Annotated in this window: 19 protein-coding genes and 2 pseudogenes; 7 read left to right on the top strand and 14 right to left on the bottom strand. The window is 64.4% G+C overall.

What is annotated here, in order from left to right; genetic code table 11:
• Positions 1-19 precede the first annotated feature (19 nt).
• Positions 20-1,582, top strand: a complete 1,563-nt coding sequence (locus tag U5A89_RS17820) for an amino acid permease (RefSeq protein ID WP_338162361.1) — start codon at positions 20-22, stop codon at positions 1,580-1,582.
• 198 nt (positions 1,583-1,780) lie between these two features.
• On the opposite strand, the gene U5A89_RS17815 is transcribed toward U5A89_RS17820, so the two are convergent.
• Entirely contained in the window at positions 1,781-3,052 is a 1,272-nt protein-coding gene (locus U5A89_RS17815; RefSeq protein WP_338162360.1) for a multidrug effflux MFS transporter, read from the bottom strand.
• Positions 3,053-3,262: 210 nt separating this feature from the next.
• On the opposite strand from U5A89_RS17815, the gene U5A89_RS17810 reads away from it, so the two are divergent.
• On the top strand, positions 3,263-3,559 hold the full coding sequence (locus U5A89_RS17810; protein WP_338162359.1) for a hypothetical protein: 297 nt from the start codon (positions 3,263-3,265) through the stop codon (positions 3,557-3,559).
• Here the strand turns inward: U5A89_RS17810 and U5A89_RS17805 are convergent, their stop codons facing one another.
• The 5 genes from U5A89_RS17805 to U5A89_RS17785 form a co-directional block, all read right to left on the bottom strand.
• A complete protein-coding gene (locus U5A89_RS17805; RefSeq protein WP_338162358.1) occupies positions 3,560-4,693 on the bottom strand; it encodes a GNAT family N-acetyltransferase in 1,134 nt (377 codons plus the stop codon).
• Positions 4,686-5,321 (bottom strand): glycerophosphodiester phosphodiesterase family protein, encoded by a 636-nt coding sequence (locus tag U5A89_RS17800; RefSeq protein WP_445190707.1) that lies wholly within the window; start codon positions 5,319-5,321, stop codon positions 4,686-4,688. The genes U5A89_RS17805 and U5A89_RS17800 overlap by 8 nt, the downstream gene beginning before the upstream one ends.
• Before the next feature lie 64 nt (positions 5,322-5,385).
• Entirely contained in the window at positions 5,386-5,850 is a 465-nt protein-coding gene (locus U5A89_RS17795) for a RidA family protein (protein WP_338162356.1), read from the bottom strand.
• Positions 5,847-6,503, bottom strand: a complete 657-nt coding sequence (locus U5A89_RS17790) for an HAD family hydrolase (protein WP_338162355.1) — start codon at positions 6,501-6,503, stop codon at positions 5,847-5,849. The genes U5A89_RS17795 and U5A89_RS17790 overlap by 4 nt, the downstream gene beginning before the upstream one ends.
• Positions 6,500-6,787, bottom strand: a complete 288-nt coding sequence (locus U5A89_RS17785; protein ID WP_338162354.1) for a DUF3572 domain-containing protein — start codon at positions 6,785-6,787, stop codon at positions 6,500-6,502. The genes U5A89_RS17790 and U5A89_RS17785 overlap by 4 nt, the downstream gene beginning before the upstream one ends.
• Positions 6,788-6,855: 68 nt before the next feature.
• Here U5A89_RS17785 and U5A89_RS17780 point away from each other — a divergent pair, with 68 nt between their 5' ends.
• Positions 6,856-7,218, top strand: coding sequence for a response regulator (locus U5A89_RS17780; RefSeq protein ID WP_338162353.1), 363 nt, complete (start codon positions 6,856-6,858; stop codon positions 7,216-7,218).
• A gap of 152 nt (positions 7,219-7,370) precedes the next feature.
• On the top strand, positions 7,371-9,239 hold the full coding sequence (locus tag U5A89_RS17775; protein ID WP_338162352.1) for a PhoX family protein: 1,869 nt from the start codon (positions 7,371-7,373) through the stop codon (positions 9,237-9,239).
• Positions 9,240-9,434: 195 nt separating this feature from the next.
• Here the strand turns inward: U5A89_RS17775 and rpmG are convergent, their stop codons facing one another.
• The gene (rpmG, locus tag U5A89_RS17770; RefSeq protein ID WP_066599119.1) at positions 9,435-9,602 is read right to left on the bottom strand and encodes a 50S ribosomal protein L33; all 168 of its coding nucleotides are present in this window, start codon (positions 9,600-9,602) and stop codon (positions 9,435-9,437) included.
• 210 nt (positions 9,603-9,812) lie between these two features.
• On the opposite strand from rpmG, the gene U5A89_RS17765 reads away from it, so the two are divergent.
• From U5A89_RS17765 to U5A89_RS17755, 3 genes are all read left to right on the top strand, one after another.
• Positions 9,813-10,136, top strand: coding sequence for a hypothetical protein (locus tag U5A89_RS17765; RefSeq protein WP_338162351.1), 324 nt, complete (start codon positions 9,813-9,815; stop codon positions 10,134-10,136).
• A gap of 12 nt (positions 10,137-10,148) precedes the next feature.
• The gene (locus tag U5A89_RS17760; protein ID WP_338162350.1) at positions 10,149-10,715 is read left to right on the top strand and encodes a TMEM165/GDT1 family protein; all 567 of its coding nucleotides are present in this window, start codon (positions 10,149-10,151) and stop codon (positions 10,713-10,715) included.
• Positions 10,716-10,826: 111 nt separating this feature from the next.
• Positions 10,827-11,318, top strand: a complete 492-nt coding sequence (locus U5A89_RS17755; protein ID WP_338162349.1) for a Dps family protein — start codon at positions 10,827-10,829, stop codon at positions 11,316-11,318.
• A 122-nt stretch (positions 11,319-11,440) separates the two neighbouring features.
• On the opposite strand, the pseudogene U5A89_RS17750 reads toward U5A89_RS17755, so the two are convergent.
• The 7 genes and pseudogenes from U5A89_RS17750 to U5A89_RS17720 form a co-directional block, all read right to left on the bottom strand.
• A pseudogene (locus U5A89_RS17750) lies at positions 11,441-11,910 on the bottom strand (GreA/GreB family elongation factor).
• 3 nt (positions 11,911-11,913) lie between these two features.
• Positions 11,914-13,739, bottom strand: a pseudogene (cobT, locus tag U5A89_RS17745) (cobaltochelatase subunit CobT).
• Positions 13,736-14,530, bottom strand: coding sequence for a tyrosine-protein phosphatase (locus U5A89_RS17740; protein ID WP_338162348.1), 795 nt, complete (start codon positions 14,528-14,530; stop codon positions 13,736-13,738). The pseudogene cobT and the gene U5A89_RS17740 overlap by 4 nt, the downstream one beginning before the upstream one ends.
• The gene (locus U5A89_RS17735) at positions 14,527-14,946 is read right to left on the bottom strand and encodes an OsmC family protein (protein ID WP_338162347.1); all 420 of its coding nucleotides are present in this window, start codon (positions 14,944-14,946) and stop codon (positions 14,527-14,529) included. The genes U5A89_RS17740 and U5A89_RS17735 overlap by 4 nt, the downstream gene beginning before the upstream one ends.
• A gap of 34 nt (positions 14,947-14,980) precedes the next feature.
• Positions 14,981-15,988, bottom strand: a complete 1,008-nt coding sequence (gene cobS / locus U5A89_RS17730) for a cobaltochelatase subunit CobS (RefSeq protein ID WP_338162346.1) — start codon at positions 15,986-15,988, stop codon at positions 14,981-14,983.
• An 86-nt stretch (positions 15,989-16,074) separates the two neighbouring features.
• Positions 16,075-17,367: an Hsp70 family protein gene (locus U5A89_RS17725; protein ID WP_338162345.1), complete on the bottom strand. Its 1,293-nt coding sequence runs from the start codon at positions 17,365-17,367 to the stop codon at positions 16,075-16,077.
• 214 nt (positions 17,368-17,581) lie between these two features.
• On the bottom strand, positions 17,582-18,202 hold the full coding sequence (locus tag U5A89_RS17720; RefSeq protein ID WP_338162344.1) for a J domain-containing protein: 621 nt from the start codon (positions 18,200-18,202) through the stop codon (positions 17,582-17,584).
• Positions 18,203-18,210 lie beyond the last annotated feature (8 nt).

The raw sequence follows: 18,210 nt of genomic DNA, 5'->3' as shown, positions 1-18,210 counted from the left end.
AGTGTAAAGGGCATCATTCATGATTTTCGGGCGCGTTAAGCCTCTCGACGCCATATTGGCGACGGCAGAGAAGAAATCGCTGCACCGGTCGCTGGGCGCGTTCCAGCTGACCATGTTGGGTATCGGCGCCGTCATCGGCACCGGCATTTTCGTCCTGACGGCGGAGGCCGCGCAAAAGGCGGGGCCGGGCATGATGCTCTCCTTCGTCATCGCAGGGTTCGTCTGCGCGGTCGCCGCGCTCTGCTACGCGGAAATGGCCGCGATGGTGCCGGTGTCCGGCTCCGCCTACACCTACAGCTATGCCGTGATGGGCGAATTGATCGCCTGGATGGTGGGCTGGGCGCTGATCCTGGAATATGCGGTGGCGGCGGGCGCGGTGTCGGTCGGCTGGTCCGGCTATGTCGTGGGCCTCATCGAACATACATTCCATATGGACATCCCCGATCTGCTGACGCGCGGGCCGTTCGATGGCGGCATGGTGAACCTGCCTGCCATGCTGATCGCCGCGCTCGTCACCTGGCTGCTGGTCATCGGCACGAAGGAAAGCGCGACCGTCAACGCCGTGCTGGTGCTGATCAAGGTTGCGGCGCTCACCCTGTTCATCGTCCTGGCCCTGCCGGTCATCAACATGGACAAGTTCACCCCCTTCGCCCCGCTCGGCTTCTCGGGCATTTCGGCGGCGGCGGCCTCCATCTTCTTCGCCTATGTCGGCTTCGACGCCGTCTCCACCGCCGCTGAAGAAACCAAGAATCCGCAACGCAACATGCCGATCGGCCTGATCGGTTCGCTCGGCATCTGCACCATCTTCTACATGCTCGTCGCCGCCGGCGTCATCGGCACCGTGGGCGCGCAGCCGGTCGCTGGCCCGGGCGGCGAAGTACTCGCCCCCGGCTCGGCCGCCCTGTCGCAGCAATGCGCCGCACTCGCCGCTGCAGGCACCGAAGCCGTCACCTGTTCGAAGGAAGCGCTGGCCTGGACCCTGCGTGAAATCGGCTGGCCCCAGATCGGCAACCTGCTCGGCCTCGCCGCCGGCCTGGCGCTGCCTTCGGTCATCCTGATGATGATGTTCGGCCAGACCCGCATCTTCTTCGTCATGAGCCGCGACGGCCTGCTGCCCGCGATGTTCTCGAAGGTCCATCCGACCTATAAGACGCCTTATGTCATTACCATCCTGACCGGCATCTTCGTCGCGCTCTTCGCCGCCTTCTTCCCGGTCGGCATTCTGGCGGACATCTCCAACTCGGGCACGCTCTTCGCCTTCGCCGCGGTGTCCATCGCCGTCCTGCAACTGCGCAAGACCGACCCCACCCGCAAGCGGCCGTTCCGCACGCCCGCGATCATGGTCACCGCACCGATCGCGATCCTGGGCTGCCTCTATCTCTTCTGGAGCCTGGGCATCGAAACCAAGCTGATGTTCGTCGGCTGGGCGTTCGTCGGCCTGCTGGTCTATTTCGGCTACAGCCGCAGCCGCAGCCATGTCGGCCGTGGCGTAGTGGATGTGGCGGAGGACGATGCCGACGTCCCGCCCCAGCCGGTCCCGCCTTTCCCCGGCGCACCCACACCGGGCGGCAAGGACGCCTGACCCAAAAGAAAAAGGGGGCGGTTTCCGCCCCCTTTTTTGTCTCGTTGCGGCGCCATGGCATGTGTTCCCCGGCGCAGGCCGGGGTCCAGTTCCACGCTCCGGCCTGGACCCCGGCTTTCGCCAAAGAACGCCAGGGCTGTCCGACGAGCCATCATCACAGCGCTTGGGCATCATCCCGAAAGGGATCGCGCACCCCCCTCAATGAAAATCGATCTCCGCGTCCCGCATCGCCCCATGATTGGGCCGCGTGAACAGCTTGCCGCGCTCGGCCCAGACCAGGATCAGAAAGGATAGCGACCCGAACGCCAGCAGCCCGATGGTGAAGGGCAGGGTGGTCCCGTCGAACGCCCGGCCCACGATGCTGCCCAGCGCGCTCGACAGCGCCGTCGTCAAAAACGCCTGGAAGGACGAAGCGACGCCCGCCCCCCGGTGAAAGGGTTCCATCGAAATCGCACTGAAATTGGATGCGGTGAACGACACGGTCAGCATCGTCATCGCCTGCAAAACCATGAAGGTGACCAGCGTCTCGGCGCCCGCCAATACCACCACCAGATGCACCGCGGCGATCAGGATGAAGGCGATCAGCGCACTCTGGCTCATCCGCCGCGCGCCGAATTGCTGCACCAGTCGGCTGTTGATCAGGCCGCCGATCCCCATGCATCCTGCGATGATCGCAAAGCCGATCGGGAAAAAGGCTTCCGCATCGAACACGTCGAAGAAAATCTGCTGCACCGACAGGATAAAGCCGATCAGCCCGCCCATCACCACGCCGCTCGCCAGCATATAGCCGATCGAACTGCGCGTGCGCACCACCGTGCCCACCGTTTCCCACAGCGACCGGGCCGTGATTCGCATCCGGTTTTCCATGGCCAGCGTCTCGGGCATCCGCACCAGCATCCATGTCAGGATCAGGCTCGACAGGATCACCAGCACCCAGAATATCCAGCGCCACGGCGCGATCAGCAGGATGGCTTGGCCAAAGCTGGGCGCGATCACCGGGATCAGCATGAATACCGCGAAGATCAGCGACATCACTCGCGCCATGGCGTCGCCGCGAAAGCGGTCGCGCACGATGCCCACGGTGATGACCCAACTCGCCCCTGCAAAGAAGCCCGCGCACCCCCGGCCCACCAGCATCATGACGAAGCTTTGCGCGCTGGCGCAGGCGATAGACGACAGGATGAACAGCGCCATCGCCCACCCCAGCACCTTTTTACGTCCAAAACGGTCGGACAATACGCCAAACAGCAGCGACCCGATGCCCAGCCCCAGAAAATAGACGCTGATGATCAGCTGCCGATCGTTGGGATGCGGGATCGCCAGATCGCGGCCGATCTCCGGCAAGGCGGGCAGCATCGGGTCGATCGACAGCGCATTCATCGCCATCAGGCAGGCGCACAGCATCACGAATTCGCGGAAGTGAATGTCTTTGCGCGCCGGGATTGGTGAAGCGGGAGGGAGGGGACTCATGCCGGGCGCTATGCGGGCAGCGGCCCGATCATGCCAGTCCCAATCCGCTACGGATCGCAAGAAATCCGCCCGATCGGCGAATCGATGCCGAAAGCGCCACCATGGCGAATATCGCATTAACCATTTTTTATCGCTTCCCGGTCAAACCTGCTGTTCGTGGAAAAGGGGTCCAGATCCATTGAGTTAGATTAGGGGAACAGGGGAAATATCATGGGCAACAGCATCAAGAGCGCGCAATTTCTCATGGAGGCCCGCCAGTCGCGGGCAACCTATGGCACGGCGGAAGATTGTTTCGACTTAGGCGTTGCCTATAGCTGCGGCACCGGCGGCCTGACGATCGATCTGGTCGAAGCGCATAAATGGTTTAACCTCGCCGCACTGCGCGGCAGCGAACAGGGCCAGTCGATGCGCGCCGAAATCGCCGAGGAAATGACCGCCCGCGAAATTGCCGAAGCGCAGCGCCAGGCGCGCGCCATGATCGCCGCCAACCAGCTGCGCGCCGCCTGATCACTCGCCCTTGCGAAAGGGCGTCCGTTCGGAAAGATATATCCGGTCGCGCTGCACGCCTTCCCGTTCGGCCGTCAGAAAATCGGCGACCGCGCGGCGAAACCCCGCATTGGGCAGATAATGGGCGGAAAAGGTCGGCTCGGGCGCATAGCCGCGCGCCAGCTTGTGCCCGCCCTGCGCGCCAGCCTCGACTTTGTGCAGACCGCGCGCGATCGCCGCGTCGATCGCCTGATAATAGCATAATTCGAAATGCAGGTTGGGCACGTCCTGCGTACAGCCCCAATAGCGCCCATAGAGCGTATCGCCGCCGATCAGGTTGAGCGCGCCCGCAATCGGCTGCCCGTCGCGCAGCGCCAGGATCAACAGCGTCCTGTCCGCCATTGTCTCGCCCAAAATCGAAAAGAAAGCGCGGGTCAGATAGGGCTGCCCCCATTTGCGCGCGCCGGTATCCTGGTAAAATTCCCAGAAAATATCCCAATGCGCTTCCGTCAGGTCGCTGCCGGTCAGATGCACGATCTCCAGCCCCTCGACCGCGCGCGCGCGTTCCTTGCGGATATTCTTGCGCTTCTCGCTCGACAGGTCGGCCAGGAAATCGGCGAACCCGCCATAGCCCCTGTTGGTCCAGTGAAACTGGCTATCCTCCCGGATCAGCCAGCCCGCCGCCTCGAACAAGGCCACCTGTTCGGGCGACACGAAGGTCGCATGGGCCGACGACAGGCTGTTGCGCTCGACCAGCATCTCGATCCCCGCGATCAGCGCGGGCGCCTGAGCCTCATCGCGCAGCAACAGCCGCGGACCGGGCACGGGGGAAAAGGGCGCGGCGATCTGGATCTTGGGATAATAACGCCCGCCCGCCCGTTCCCACGCATCGGCCCAACTATGGTCGAATACATATTCGCCCTGGCTGTGGCTCTTGCCATAGGCGGGCGCGGCCGCCGCGATCCGGCCGTCCGGCCCGTCGATCACGATCGGCAGCGGCTGCCAGCCGGTCCCTTCGCCGACGCTTCCGGATCGCTCCAAGGCGGACAGAAAATCCCATGATATGAATGGGTTATTATTTACTGCGCAGGCGTCCCACTGGTCGCGATCGAAATCCGCGACCCCGGACCCGATGCGCACCGTCACGTCAGTCATGGGCACGCTCGAAGATGATCTGGTCGGCATGGGCCGCGCCGCGCACGCGATCGGCCTCGCTGCGGACGGTCCATGTCAGCACGGGCAGCCCCTTGGCGCGGCAGCGGCGGGACAGGCGGGATGGCAGGTCGCGAATATCACAAGCCAGGAAATCGGGTTTCGACAGCCAAAGCGCAAGGGTGCGTTCGATTCCGCCGCGCATCGCTCCCTTGCCCTGCTGCGTCACGACAAGGCCGCGATACTGTCCAACTCGTTGTCGCACGAACCAGCGCATCGCCCACGGATTGAAGGACATGACCGCCACCGGCGCATCGGGCCACGCGGCCAGGTCGCGCGCCACCGCCGCGCAGATCGCATCGACGGCTCGCCCTTCCGCCTTGATCTCGACCAACAGCGGCACCCGCCCCCCGCAGCGCGTCAGCAACGTCGACAGACGCGGAATCGCGCCGCCATCGGGCAGGGTGACGCCATCCAGCACCACCGCATCCAGGTCCGCGACCCGATCGTCGCGCCCCGCCATCCGGCTCAGCGTCGCGTCGTGAAAGACGAAGGCGACGCCATCCCGGCTCGCCCGGACATCGCATTCGATGCCGAAGCCCGCGGCGATGGCGGCCTCAAACGCCGCCATCCCGTTTTCGCTCACCCCGCCGCCATGCCATCCACGATGGGCGAAGGGGCGATCGGTCGGAAAGTCAGGCCTGCGCTTTGACAAGCACGATCGCATCGATTTCGACCACCGCGCCCAGCGGCAGCACCGGCACGCCGACCGCGCTGCGGGCGTGCTTGCCCGCTTCGCCGAACACTTCGACCATCAGTTCCGACGCGCCATTGGCGACCTTGGGCTGGTCGGTGAAGGACGGCGCGCTGGCGATGAACGCGCCCAGCTTCACGATCCGCTCGACCCGGTCCAGCGACCCCAAGGCCGCCTTCATCTGGGCGATGAGATTGAGGCCACATACCCGCGCGGCGGCGACGCCATAATCCAGGTCGCGGTCCTCGCCCAGCCGCCCGGTCATCAGCCCGTCGGGGGCCAGTGCGATCTGCCCGCTGATATGCAGCAGCCCGCCCGCTTCCACGGCCGCGACATAGGCGGCGACGGGGGCGGCGGCTTGGGGCAGGGTGATGCCCAGTTCGGTCAGGCGGGCGTCTATGCTCATGCGGTGGCTCCTTGGCTTGCGTCGATATCGGCGGGCGCTGGCCCTTCGGCCAGTCTGTCCCTGATCCATTGCTCGGCCGCCGTCCAATCGTCGATCCGGGCATGGGCGGCGGGGGCGGCGGCCACATTGGCGGCGATTTCAGGCTCGCCGACCATGTGCAGCCGCCACACGCCCGGCGCATGGATGGCGACCGACTTATGATGTTCAGCCAGATCGTCGATGAACAGCGCGACGCTGGCTTCCCGTTCCGCCACGATCTTCGCCAGCGGCGGCCCCTTGCCGCCCTGGTTCCAATGGACCGGCAAAGTCAGGCCATGGGTCGCCAACTGCGCGGATCGCGCCTGCTGATGCCGCTCGGTGATATTGGTCAGCACGACGATGTCGGCGACGTTCGACAATCGCTGCAACGCCTCCACCGCGCCCGCGATCGGCGCCTGCCGGTGCATTTCCGTCTCGAAAAAGCCCAGCAGCAATTCCCACACCAATTCGCGTTCCAGCACGACGCCGCTATCCTTGTGGCGCAGCGCTTCGGCAAAGCCGCGGTCGTGCATGTCGAAATGCACGTCATGGACCTCGTCCAGCCAGGCGCGGAACGGCACGACCATGTGCAACAGCACCTCGTCGCAATCGGTAATGATCAGGGGGCGGGTCATTGGCTCAATCTCTCCTGCGCCGCGATCAGCGCGGCGGGCGTGGTGTCGATCGCCTCTGCGCAGGCGATCAGGTCCGGCTCATGGTCCGCCAGGAACGCCAAAACCGCGCTCAATATGCCCGGATCGTCTATCCCGGCGCGCAGCGTGTCGACGTCCAGGCCGGTCAGCGCCAGCAACCGGTCCGCCCGCGCCCCGTCGCTCAGCGTCCACACCAGCGCCATCAATCCCAAAGTGGCGGCATCGGGGCCGCTATCCTGCTTGCCATTAACTGTGTCGGGTCGCATGATTGGCTTTCGGGGCGGGGTGGGTGTAGGCGCGCTTCGATAGGGCATTTTCGGATCGCGGGTGACTGGTGGCAAAGCGCGTGCTCGTTGTCGAGGACAACGAACTTAATCTGAAACTTTTTTGCGACCTGCTGCGCGCGCACGGGCATGACGTGCTGCCCCTGCGCGACGGACGCGACGTGCTGGCCCAGGCACGCGATTTCCTGCCCGACCTCGTCATTACCGACATCCATCTGCCCCATGTCAGCGGCCTGGACCTCATCGTGTCGCTCAAGGCCGACGATCGCCTGTCGGCCGTGCCGATCATGGCGGTCACGGCTTATGCGGGCCATGGCGACGAAGATCGCATCCGCGCGGCAGGCGCGCAGGCCTATGTGTCCAAACCGATTTCGGTGCTGCGCTTTGTCGAGCAGGTCAACGCCCTCCTGTAACGCTTCCGACACCTTCGTCACCATGCTGTCATGATTGTTTCATGGCGGCGCCTTCGTTCCGAAGCCTTGTCGTCATTGCCCTCTGCCAACTCGCTGGCCCAAGGGCGCGGCGTTCCGCCGACAGCCCTGTAACCAACCAGGGGTAGTAATCCATGTCTCATCTGACCGACGAGGCGCGCGCGCCCTCTCGTGCCGCGCAGCCCACCATCGATATGGGCGATCAGAGCCTGGAGGCGATCGTCGCCGCCAATCCGGGCCGCCGCTCCGTGCTGAAGAACGGCCTTCTGGGCCTGTCGATCCTGCCCATGCTGGGTTCGCTCGCCGCGTGCGGCGACGACGACAATGATTCGGACACGCCGACCCCGACGCCCACGCCGACCCCCACGCCGACGGACAGCTATGCGATCAGCTTCGCACCGGTCGCCGCCAACATGAACGACACCGTCACCGTGCCCAATGGCTACACCGTCGACGTGCTGCTCAAGGCGGGCAATTCGGTCGAAACCGGCACCCCTTATTCGGGCAGCTTCCCGACGCCTGCGATCGCTGAAAAATGGGCCGGCGGCAACCATGACGGCATGGAATATTATGAACTGTCCGGCACGGATGCGAACGCTGGCGGTTTGCTGGCGATCAATTTCGAATTGCCCGACTATAATATCCTGTTCAACGGCGGCACCTACAATGCCGCGACCGCCACGGCGGACCAGAAGGCGGTCGCCCTGTCGGCCGTCGGCGTCGGCGTCATCGAAATCGCCAAGGGGTCTGACGGCAAATGGGCGGTCAAGGCCGGTTCCAAATATAACAAGCGCTACACCGGCAACAGCGTCTATCGCGCGTCGGGCCGCGCCGCCGGTCTGCTCTCCACGTCGATCAAGGGCACGCTCAACAACTGCTCGTCGGGCCGCACCCCCTGGGGCACCTACCTGACCTGCGAGGAATCGACCGACAATTATATCGATCCGACGCAGCCCGAGAATAATTACGGCTGGGTGGTCGAAATCGACCCCTATCTGGAACTGGACGCCGCGACCAAGCGCACCGAACTCGGCCGCTTCGACCATGAAAACACAGCCTATATGGCCGACAGCAACCGCCGCGTCGCCTTCTACATGGGGCATGACGGCACGCCGGGCTGCATCTACAAATTCGTCTGCGACCGCGCCTACAGTAACAGCAACCGCGCCGAAAATCGCGACATGCTCGACCATGGCACGCTCTATGTCGCCCGCTTCAACGCGGACGGCACCGGTGAATGGCGCGCGCTGGTGCAGGGTCAGAACGGCCTGGTCGTCGGCGCGTCCGATCCGGGCAATGTCAGCCAGAGCGTGACCCCGCCCGCGGCCGTAAAGGTCGACTTCAGCAACCAGGCGGACGTGCTGATCAACACCATCTCGGCCGCGCGCGTCGCTGGTGGCACCGTCATGGACCGCCCGGAATGGATCACGGTCGCGCCCGACAACAGCGCCGTCTTCGTGACGCTGACCAACAACAGCAGCCGCCGTGTCACCGACGCCGCCAACCCGCGCACCGTCAACCGTCACGGCCACATCATCAAGTTCAAGGAAGAGGGCAATTCGCCGCTCGCCATGAAGTTCAGCTGGGAAATCTTCCTGCTGGCCGGTGATCCCAGCCTCGCCGGGTTCGGCGACAAGCTGGAAGGCAATATCAACGGCGACACCTTCTCCAGCCCCGACGGCATCCGCATCGATCCCAAGGGTCGCCTGTGGGTCCAGACCGATCACAGCGTGCCCGGTTCGTCGGGCGATTCGGCGCGCACGATCGAGCAGATTTTCGGCCAGAACGCGATGTTCTACATCGACCAGACCACCAAGAAGTCCTCGCGCTTCCTGGTCGGGCCGAAGGGCTGCGAGATCACCGGCCTTGCCTATACGCCGGACCTCAAGACCTTCTTCGTGAACATCCAGCATCCCACCGGTAACTGGCCGGTATCGGGCCAGGAACCGCGTTCCACCACCATCGTCGTGCGCCGCACCGACGCAAAGCCGGTCGGTAACTAACGCAGGATAAAAGCCCCTCTCCTTCAGGAGAGGGGTTGGGGTGGGGGGTGTCCGAAAGGCGCCCCTTTCCTTTAAGAAGCCAGGGCGCATCGTCCCTGCAACACCAACAGGAAAAGGCCCGTTCCCAAAAGGGACGGGCCTTTTCCTGTTCGAAAAGCGAAAGATCAGGCGCGCGGGCGTGACGCCCGCAGCGGCTTACTTGATCTTGGCTTCCTTGAACTCGACATGCTTGCGCACGACGGGGTCGTACTTGCGGAAGCTGAACTTCTCGGTCTTGGTGCGCGGGTTCTTCTTCGTGACGTAGAAGAAGCCAGTGTCAGCCGTGCTGACGAGACGGATCTTGACGGTTGCCGGCTTGGCCATGGCCTTATTCCCTGGTCGTAAGTGCGTAAAAAGATAAAGCGGCCCATCCAAGGATGGCGGACCGCCCGTTTCAGCGGTGGCCCATGGGGCAGATTCGGTTCGCTGTCAAGGCTGGGCATGGCGTCGCGCATGGCGATCGGCAGGCTTTAGACGGCTTTAACCAATCTGGCGCATGGTGCCGCATGGGGCGAACAGACGGGGGACTTTCCCATGCGACATGATCCGATGCTGGCGATATTGGCGGACCTGATGCGCCGGGTCGACGGGTTGGCGAACCAGCGCGGCCATGTGTCCGTCACCCGCCTGCAGGACGAACTCGACCAGATCCGCCACATCGCCCGCGCCTTTCGCCTCGACACGGTGGAGGGGCTGGCGGCCACGCTCGAATCGGCGCTGTCGCTGCACGGCCTTGGCCCGATCGTGCTGTCCTATCTCGACCTGATGCGTGAAGCGATCGCGCAGGATATGCCGATGGCGGACATCGTGTCGCTGATCCCGCGTCCGCTCGCCGCCATCCGTTCGCTGCATGCCTGATCCGACCCGCTGATGGACGCCTTGCTGATCGCCCTGCTGGGCTGCCTGCTCGGCGAAATGGGCGATAAGAGCCAGTTGCTCGTGCTGGCGCTCGCCACCCGCTATGATCGCAACGGCGCGATCATCGCCGGGATCGTCGCTGCGGCGGCTGCCAATGGTGCCATCTCCGCTTTTGCCGGCGCCTGGATCGGCCCGATGCTGGGCGCCGACGCGCGGCTGCTGTTCATGGCCCTGTCCGTCCTGTTCCTGGGCGCTGGCCTGTTCTGGCCGGTCAGCCGCCCTGATCCGCTGGCGGGCTGGCCCACCGGCGCTTTCCTGACCACCGCGCTGGGCGTCTTCATCCTGGGCTTTGGCGACGGTCCGCAATTCCTGATCCTGGGCATCGCTACCCGCACCGCCGATCCCATGCTGGCGGGCATCGGCGGCGCGATCGGCGTCATCGTGGCACTGGTCCCGGTCGTCCTGCTGCGCGATCAGCTGCTGGCGGTGCTGCCGCTTCGCGCGATCCGCTGGACCGGCGGCGCGATCCTGCTGCTGTCGGGGGCCATCATGGCGGTTTCGGCGATCGGCCTCATATGATCGACCCGCTCCATCAGGCTGATCGGGAATTTGCAGGAAGACAGATGGCACCATATTGACGGCCGATCATTATATGTCCGAAATCATTTTATGCGAACAGGAGGACATTGCATGACCGCCCCCGATCTTAAGACCCCGACCGACCTCAAGAGCAACGAGACAAAGTCCGTCGCCGACGCCCTCAACGGCGCGCTGGCGGACAGCTATGCGCTCTATCTCAAGACCAAGAATTTCCACTGGCACGTCTCCGGCCCACATTTCCGCGACTATCATCTGATGTTTGATGAACAGGCGACGCAAATCCTGGGCACGACTGACCTGATCGCCGAACGCGTGCGCAAGACCGGCAACACCAGCCTGCGCTCGATCGGCGACATTTCCCGCCACCAGAGCATCAAGGACAATGACGCCGAATTCGTCAGCCCCGCCGACATGCTCAAGGAACTGCGCGACGACAATCTCTCGCTAGTGGAAACCTTCCGCTTGGTAAAGGCCGCCGCGACCGAAGCGGGCGACAACGCCACCGAAGGCATCGTCGACGACTGGACCGATCAGGCCGAACAGCGCGCCTGGTTCCTCTTCGAAGCGGCGCGCGGCGCATAAGCCGCCGCAGGCAAATATAAATCACGCGGAGGCGCGGAGACGCAGAGGGATAGCACAATCCCTCTGCGTCTCCGCGCCTCCGCGTGATTCAAAAAAAGATGTCGTGCAGAGAAAGCAAAGCGCTACGCTTCGCCAACCACCGCGATCGCCAAGATTTCCACCGCCTCGTTCTTCCCCGCGAAATCGACCTTCTCGCCGACCGCCGCATCCATCATCGCGCGGGCGAGGGGGAGGAAAAGCTGATCCGCCCTTCATTGGGATCGGCCTCATCGTCGCCGACCAGCGCCACCGTCTTTTCCTGGCCGTTCAGCCGATAGGTCACCTGCGTCCCGAACGCGACCGCGTCGCCCTCCGCCACCGGCTGCAACTGCGCCGTCGCCAGCCGGGTCCGCCAATAGCGCAACACCCGCTTATGCTTCTTGGCCGACTCTTCTTCCATCGCGCCGCTATCGACGCCCTCCAGCGCGGCAACCTGCTCCCGCACCAGCCGCAACCCCCGCGCCGTCACCCAATTGGGACCGGGCGGGATCGGCAGCTCGAACTTCGGCTCCATATGCTCGTCGTCGCTCTCACGACGAAAGGCGACGCTCATCGCTCAGTCTTCATCGAACAGCCCGGCCAGCTGCTCGACCATCGTCCCCCCAATTGCTCGGCATCCATGATCGTCACTGCACGCCTATAATAGCGCGTCACGTCATGCCCGATGCCGATCGCCACCAGTTGCACCGGCGAGCGGTTCTCGATCCAGTCGATCACCTGCCGCAGATGCCGCTCCAGATAGGTGCCGCTGTTCACCGACAGGGTCGAATCGTCCACCGGCGCGCCATCGGAAATCACCATCAATATGCGGCGTTCCTCCTGCCGCGCGATCAGCCGACTATGCGCCCACAATAGCGCCTCGCCGTCGATATTTTCCTTAAGCAGCCCTTCGCGCATCATCAGGCCCAGATTCTTGCGCGCCCGCCGCCACGGATCGTCGGCTTTCTTGTAGATGATATGGCGCAGGTCATTCAAACGCCCCGGCATCGGCGGACGCCCCGCGGCCAGCCATTCCTCCCGGCTTTGTCCGCCCTTCCACGCCCGCGTGGTAAAGCCCAATATCTCGGTCTTGACCCCGCACCGTTCCAGCGTGCGCGCCATGATGTCGGCGCTGATCGCCGCGATGCTGATCGGCCGCCCGCGCATCGAGCCTGAATTGTCGATCAGCAGCGTCACCACCGTATCGCGAAACTCGGTATCCCGCTCGATCTTGTAGGATAGCGAATGGGTCGAATCGATCACGATCCGCGCCAGCCGCGCGGCGTCCAGCATTCCTTCTTCCTGGTCGAAATCCCAGGACCGTGACTGCTGCGCCATCAACCGCCGCTGCAACCGGTTCGCCAGCTTGGTGACGGCCCCCTGCAAACTGACGAGTTGCTGGTCCAGAAAGCCGCGCAACCGCACCAGCTCATCCTCGTCGCACAGCTCTTCCGGGCTGACGACCTCGTCGAATTTCAGCGTATAGGCCTTATAGTCGAAGCCCGGCGGCAGGTCGGACATCGGCCGGTTGGGCCGCACCGGCATCATGCCTTCTTCGCCCATATCGTCCGCGCCCGCATCGCTGTCGGCGTCGAACTCGTCACTATAGTCGGTCTCGCCCTCTTCGGTGTCCCCGCCCTGGTCCTCGGCGCGCGCCTCGGCATTGACATCGCTGTCGCCGGACTCGTCCTCGCCGCTGTCGCCTTCCTCCTGCTGGTCTTCCTCGTCCTCGCTTTCGTCCTGCAATTCCGGTTCGTCCGTATTGGGCGGCACATCGGCGTCGATCAACTGCAGATGCTCCAGCATCGCGGTGGTCAGCCGCTGAAATGCGCGCTGATCATCGATCGCCATGGTCAGCGCATCCAGATCGCCGCCCGCCTTGTCCTCGATCCACTGGTCGACCATCGCCACGCCCGCCGCGACATCCTTGGGGATCGGCTGGCCGGTCAGCCGCTCGCGCACCTTCAGCGCCAGCGCCGTGGACAAGGGCACCTCATCAGCCGACCGCGCCCGGCGGATCGCATCCGATTTCAGCCGCAGGTCCAGCGCATGGTTAAGGTTGGCGCGCACGCCCGCCATCGTCCGCGATCCGATCGCCTCGACCCGCGCCTGCTCGACCGCATCGAACACCGCGCGCGCCACCGCCTCGCCCGGCGCGGAGGACGCATGGATCTTGGCATTATGGTGCCGCAGCTTGAGCGCGGACGCATCGGCGAAACCACGCGCCAACGCCACCTGGTCGGCAGGCAGCGCGCGGCTGGGCGTTGGCACCTTGATCGCCTTGCCCACGGCATGGGGCGTGTCGGCGGTGAAGCCGACCTCAACCTCCGCGTCGCGCGTCATCGCCCGCGCCACGCCGGACAACACATCCTTGAAGGTGTCGAGGGGGGAACGCTCCGTCATGATTCCAGCAATGCCTCGCACAGGGCCGCCCGCGCCGACGCATCGACGCCCAGCACCGTGTCCAGATAGCCATCGACGCCGCCATAGCGGGCGTCCAGTTCCGCCATCAGGCTGTCGAGATAGGCGGTATCGGCGCGCAGCAACGGGGTGATGGCGTCCCCCATCGTCCGCCGCGCCCGGGCCAATGGGCTATCGTCCCGCGCCAGCAATCGCTCCCAGTCGGCCTGGCTGTTGGTCAGCAGATACTCATCGACGATCGTTTGATAGGGTACGCCGATCGCGGCCAGGATTAGCATCGCGCCAACGCCCGTCCGGTCCTTGCCCGCCGCGCAGTTGATCAGGATCGGCACCCGTCCGGCCAGGATCTGTGCGAACATCGCGCGATAGGACTCCGCGTGGTTCATTGCGATGGTGCGATAGACGGTGATGATCGCATCGCGCATGTCCGCCGCCGTGGATGCCGGGCTGCGGATTAACGCGCTCAATATGCCGCTCGTCTCCGCATAGTCGCGGCAGACATAGTCCGTCTCCGGGCCGTGCCAGCCTGTGGGTTCAGCGGTCCGCTCATGGTCCCGGCGAAAATCGCAGATCGACCGGATGCCGAGCGATCGCATATGCGCGGCGTCCGCATCTGTCAGCAGCGCCATCGTGCCCGACCGGTACAACATCCCGCGCCGCACCCGCCGCCCGTCCATGGTCACATGCCCGCCAAAATCACGCAGGTTGAACGCGCCCTCCAGCGGCGGCATACCCCGCTCCGCAACCCCCTCGTCCAGTGTCGCGACGCTCATGGCCGCTCCGCCTCGCCGACGCGCGGTACCGCGATCGTCTCGATCTGCGTCTCGACTTCGCTCATCAGCTTGTGGACCGGGCATTTGGCGGCAACCGCGATCAGCCGGTCATGCTGCTCGTCGCTCAGTGGTCCGGTCAGCGCGATGCGGGTGGTCAGCTTGTAGACGCCCTTGCGCTCCTGGCTCGCATCGCGAACCACGCCGACATGGATGTCCTCCACCGGAATGGCGTTGCGCTGCGCATACCAGAGCATCGTCATCGCCTTGCACGCGCCCAGCGCCGCGTCATACAGGTCGTGCGGGTCCGGCCCGGCGTCATCGCCGTCGGGCGCGGACATATCCGCGACGATCTCATGCCCCCGGATGTTGATCCGGTGCGCGGTCCCGTCCGCATCCATCCGTTCGACGACGATCATGGGAAACTCCCGCCAAAATGGCCGATGCGAACGATCAGTTCGCCCGGCTCGCCACGCTCTCCGGCAGATCCTTGCCGAACACGCGCTGATAATATTCGGCGACCAGCGCCCGTTCGGCCTCGTCGCATTTGTTGAGGAAGCTCAGGCGGAACGCGAAGCCGACATTCTTGAAGATCAGCGCATTTTGCGCCCAACTGATCACGGTCCGCGGCGACATCACGGTCGAAATATCGCCGTTGATGAAGCCCTGCCGCGTCAGGTCTGCGACCTTGATCATATTCTCGACTTCCTTGCGGCCGCCCTCATGATCATATTCGCCCGATTTTGCCAGCACCACCTGCGCCTCGGTCGCGGCAGGCAGATAGTTCAGCGCCACGACCAGATTCCACCGGTCCATCTGGCCCTGGTTGATCTGCTGCGTGCCGTGATACAGGCCGGTCGTGTCGCCCAGGCCCACCGTATTGGCGGTCGCGAACAGGCGGAAATGCGGGTTCGGGCGGATCACGCGATTCTGGTCAAGCAGCGTCATCTTGCCGTCCGTTTCCAGCACGCGCTGGATCACGAACATCACGTCGGGGCGCCCGGCATCATATTCGTCGAACACCAAAGCGACCGGGCGCTGCAACGCCCATGGCAACAACCCTTCCTTGAACTGCGTCACCTGCTGCCCGTCCTGCAGCACGATGGCGTCGCGCCCGACCAGGTCGATACGGCTGATATGCGCGTCCAGGTTGATGCGGATGCACGGCCATTTCAGGCGCGCGGCGATCTGTTCGATATGGCTCGACTTGCCGGTGCCGTGATAGCCCTGCACCATCACGCGCCGGTTGAACGCAAAGCCCGCCAGGATCGCCAGCGTGGTGTCGGGATCGAACACATAGGCGGGGTCCAGGTCGGGCACGCGCTCGTCAGCCTGGCTGAACGCCGGGATCTTCATATCGACGTCGATGCCGAACATGTCCCGCGCGTCCACTTCGCGGTCGGGCGCTTCCAACAACGTTTCGGCGCGGGTGTCGGGCTGGACGTTGGAAATATCAGTCATCGGGTCATCATCTTCCTGCGAGTCACTCAGCCCCTAACCGATCCATGAAGGGCGTGTCGATAGGATGGGGTAACGCACGCAAGTGATCAAGCGGCCCATTCGGCCAGATTGGCTTCTTCGCCGATCAGCGCCAGCCCATGAGCGATGGAGGTCAACTCGCCCCCGGTCGCCAGCCGGTCCTGCCCGAAGCGCGCCTGGAATATGCGCCGGATCGCGGGAATCAGCGACGATCCGCCGGTCAGGAACACGCGGTCGATCGCGTCGGGCGCGACATTGGCCTTTGCCAGTGCCTTGTCCACCGTTTCCTCGATCCGGGCGATGTCGGGCGCGATCCACCGTTCGAAATCGGCGCGCGACACCTCCTGCTCGATTTCCAGCCCGCCCCCTGCAAAGCGGAAAGTCGCCGCCTCCTGCTGGGACAGGGCGCGTTTCAGCGCGCCCACTGCGTCATAGAGCGGATAGCCCAGTTCCTTTTCGATCACCGTGATCATCCGGCCGATCGCCACCGGATCATCCGCCGCCTTCTGCAACCGCGCCAGTTCCTCCATCGTCCGCCGGTTGCGCATCAGCGCGAGGCGCGACCAGTCGGCGAAATCCGCGAAATAGCTGCGCGGTATTTCCAGCGATTTGCCGAAGCTCTGATATACGCCGCCCTTGCCCAGCATCGGCAGCACCAGATTGTCCAGGATGCGGTAATCGAACCGGTCGCCGGCCAGGCCGATGCCGGTGGACCCCAGCGGCACGCACCGCCGCGTCGCGCCCGGCGCCTCCACCCGGACCAGCGAAAAGTCGCTGGTGCCGCCACCGAAATCCGCGACCAAAATGGTGGCGGCATGGTCGATGCGGCTGGCATAGCTGAACGCCGCGCCCAGCGGCTCATAGACATAATGGACCTGCGTCCCGAACCCGTCGAACATCGCATCATAGCGTTTGCGCGCCAGCGCCTCGTCCGGCCGCGATCCGGCATATTCCACCGGCCGCCCGACGATGATCCGCTCGGGCCGCTGGTCCAGCGCGCCGCCTGCATGGGCGATCATGCGTTTGAGGAACATCTGGCCCAGCTCCTCGAACCGGAACCTTTTCTCGAACACATTGGCCGTTTCGAAGATCGGGCTGGCGGCCACCGACTTGAAGGATTGCAGGAACCGGCTGTCCTCGGGATAGTCCATATATTCCGCGATCGCCCATGGCCCCGCTTCGTGCGCCATGCCGCCCTTCACCGCCTCGTCATGCCAGAAGCACAGGGCGGACCGAAAGACATCGCCCGTCGCCTGCTTGCCCGCAAATTCCACCAGCCGCGATTCGCCCCCGTTCGCCAGCGCGGCGACGCTGTTGGTCGTGCCGAAATCAAGGCCTAGTGCGCGCGGCATCGGCTGCATGAACAAGTCTCCAGGGGAATTTGACGGCCGCGCGCTATGACAGTCCCGTCCTGCCGGGGCAAGGGCGGCGCTGTCCTACAGTGCGCCAATCCGCCAGGATGAAATCCGTTTGGCGGCATCCCATCCGCCCCGGTCCGTCAACGCAACGAAATTTCCTATTGCCGCATGTAAATGTCAAAATATGCGGGAAAAGTGCGAAGTTAAGCCGGGTGGTTCAGGCGAACACGGCCGCCTTCTTCAAATGCCCATAGGCCTCGATCACCGCCTGCAAAGCCCCTTCATGGCTGCGATCGCCGCCATTATGGTCGGGATGATAGCGGCGCAGCAATTGCGTGTATCGGGTGCGCAGTCCCTTGCGATCGGCGTCGATGTCCAGCCCCATGACCGACAAAGCCTTTCGATCCTCGCCCGACAGGAATTTGCCGTCCTGCCGCACCTGCGCATCCGCCCGCGCCTTGGCCATGCGCTCCTTGAACTTCGCCCCGATCGCATCGAGCGGATCGACGAAATCGGCCCATTTGGGCGACGGGCTATGCGCATTGGCGGAAAAGGCGCGCGTCTCCCGCTCCCATCCGGCATAGGGGCGCTGCGCCGCGGCGATCTCGTCCGGGGTCATGCCGGTGAAGAAATTATAGCCCTGGTTGAACGCCTTGACATGCTCCAGGCAGAACCAGCGCCAGCGTGGCCCTTCGTCGCCCGGCCGGGCGCTGCCTTCCGCTGGCGGCGCGCGGAACTCGCCCGGCTCCGGGCATCCAGGCGCGGCGCAGGGGCGATCGCCTTCCACCCGGCCATGGAAACGGTTGAAACGGCGTGTCGAAAAAGGGTCGCTGCTCAAGATTGTCC

The organism is Sphingobium sp. HWE2-09 (assembly GCF_035989265.1).
Classification (GTDB): domain Bacteria; phylum Pseudomonadota; class Alphaproteobacteria; order Sphingomonadales; family Sphingomonadaceae; genus Sphingobium.
This window is presented reverse-complemented; position numbering and strand designations above follow the sequence as displayed.

Excerpts from the sequence above, each read along its gene's own strand:
- U5A89_RS17790 (WP_338162355.1), bottom strand. The coding sequence starts at position 6,503 with ATGACCCGCCCCCTGATCATTACCGATTGCGACGAGGTGCTGTTGCAC.
- rpmG (WP_066599119.1), bottom strand. The coding sequence starts at position 9,602 with ATGGCCAAGCCGGCAACCGTCAAGATCCGTCTCGTCAGCACGGCTGAC.
- U5A89_RS17815 (WP_338162360.1), bottom strand. The coding sequence starts at position 3,052 with ATGAGTCCCCTCCCTCCCGCTTCACCAATCCCGGCGCGCAAAGACATT.
- U5A89_RS17795 (WP_338162356.1), bottom strand. The coding sequence starts at position 5,850 with ATGAGCATAGACGCCCGCCTGACCGAACTGGGCATCACCCTGCCCCAA.
- U5A89_RS17740 (WP_338162348.1), bottom strand. The coding sequence starts at position 14,530 with ATGAGCGTCGCGACACTGGACGAGGGGGTTGCGGAGCGGGGTATGCCG.
- cobS (WP_338162346.1), bottom strand. The coding sequence starts at position 15,988 with ATGACTGATATTTCCAACGTCCAGCCCGACACCCGCGCCGAAACGTTG.
- U5A89_RS17725 (WP_338162345.1), bottom strand. The coding sequence starts at position 17,367 with ATGCAGCCGATGCCGCGCGCACTAGGCCTTGATTTCGGCACGACCAAC.
- U5A89_RS17735 (WP_338162347.1), bottom strand. The coding sequence starts at position 14,946 with ATGATCGTCGTCGAACGGATGGATGCGGACGGGACCGCGCACCGGATC.
- U5A89_RS17760 (WP_338162350.1), top strand. The coding sequence starts at position 10,149 with ATGGACGCCTTGCTGATCGCCCTGCTGGGCTGCCTGCTCGGCGAAATG.
- U5A89_RS17800 (WP_445190707.1), bottom strand. The coding sequence starts at position 5,321 with ATGGCGGCGTTTGAGGCCGCCATCGCCGCGGGCTTCGGCATCGAATGC.
- U5A89_RS17755 (WP_338162349.1), top strand. The coding sequence starts at position 10,827 with ATGACCGCCCCCGATCTTAAGACCCCGACCGACCTCAAGAGCAACGAG.
- U5A89_RS17810 (WP_338162359.1), top strand. The coding sequence starts at position 3,263 with ATGGGCAACAGCATCAAGAGCGCGCAATTTCTCATGGAGGCCCGCCAG.
- U5A89_RS17765 (WP_338162351.1), top strand. The coding sequence starts at position 9,813 with ATGCGACATGATCCGATGCTGGCGATATTGGCGGACCTGATGCGCCGG.
- U5A89_RS17785 (WP_338162354.1), bottom strand. The coding sequence starts at position 6,787 with ATGCGACCCGACACAGTTAATGGCAAGCAGGATAGCGGCCCCGATGCC.
- U5A89_RS17820 (WP_338162361.1), top strand. The coding sequence starts at position 20 with ATGATTTTCGGGCGCGTTAAGCCTCTCGACGCCATATTGGCGACGGCA.
- U5A89_RS17805 (WP_338162358.1), bottom strand. The coding sequence starts at position 4,693 with ATGACTGACGTGACGGTGCGCATCGGGTCCGGGGTCGCGGATTTCGAT.
- U5A89_RS17775 (WP_338162352.1), top strand. The coding sequence starts at position 7,371 with ATGTCTCATCTGACCGACGAGGCGCGCGCGCCCTCTCGTGCCGCGCAG.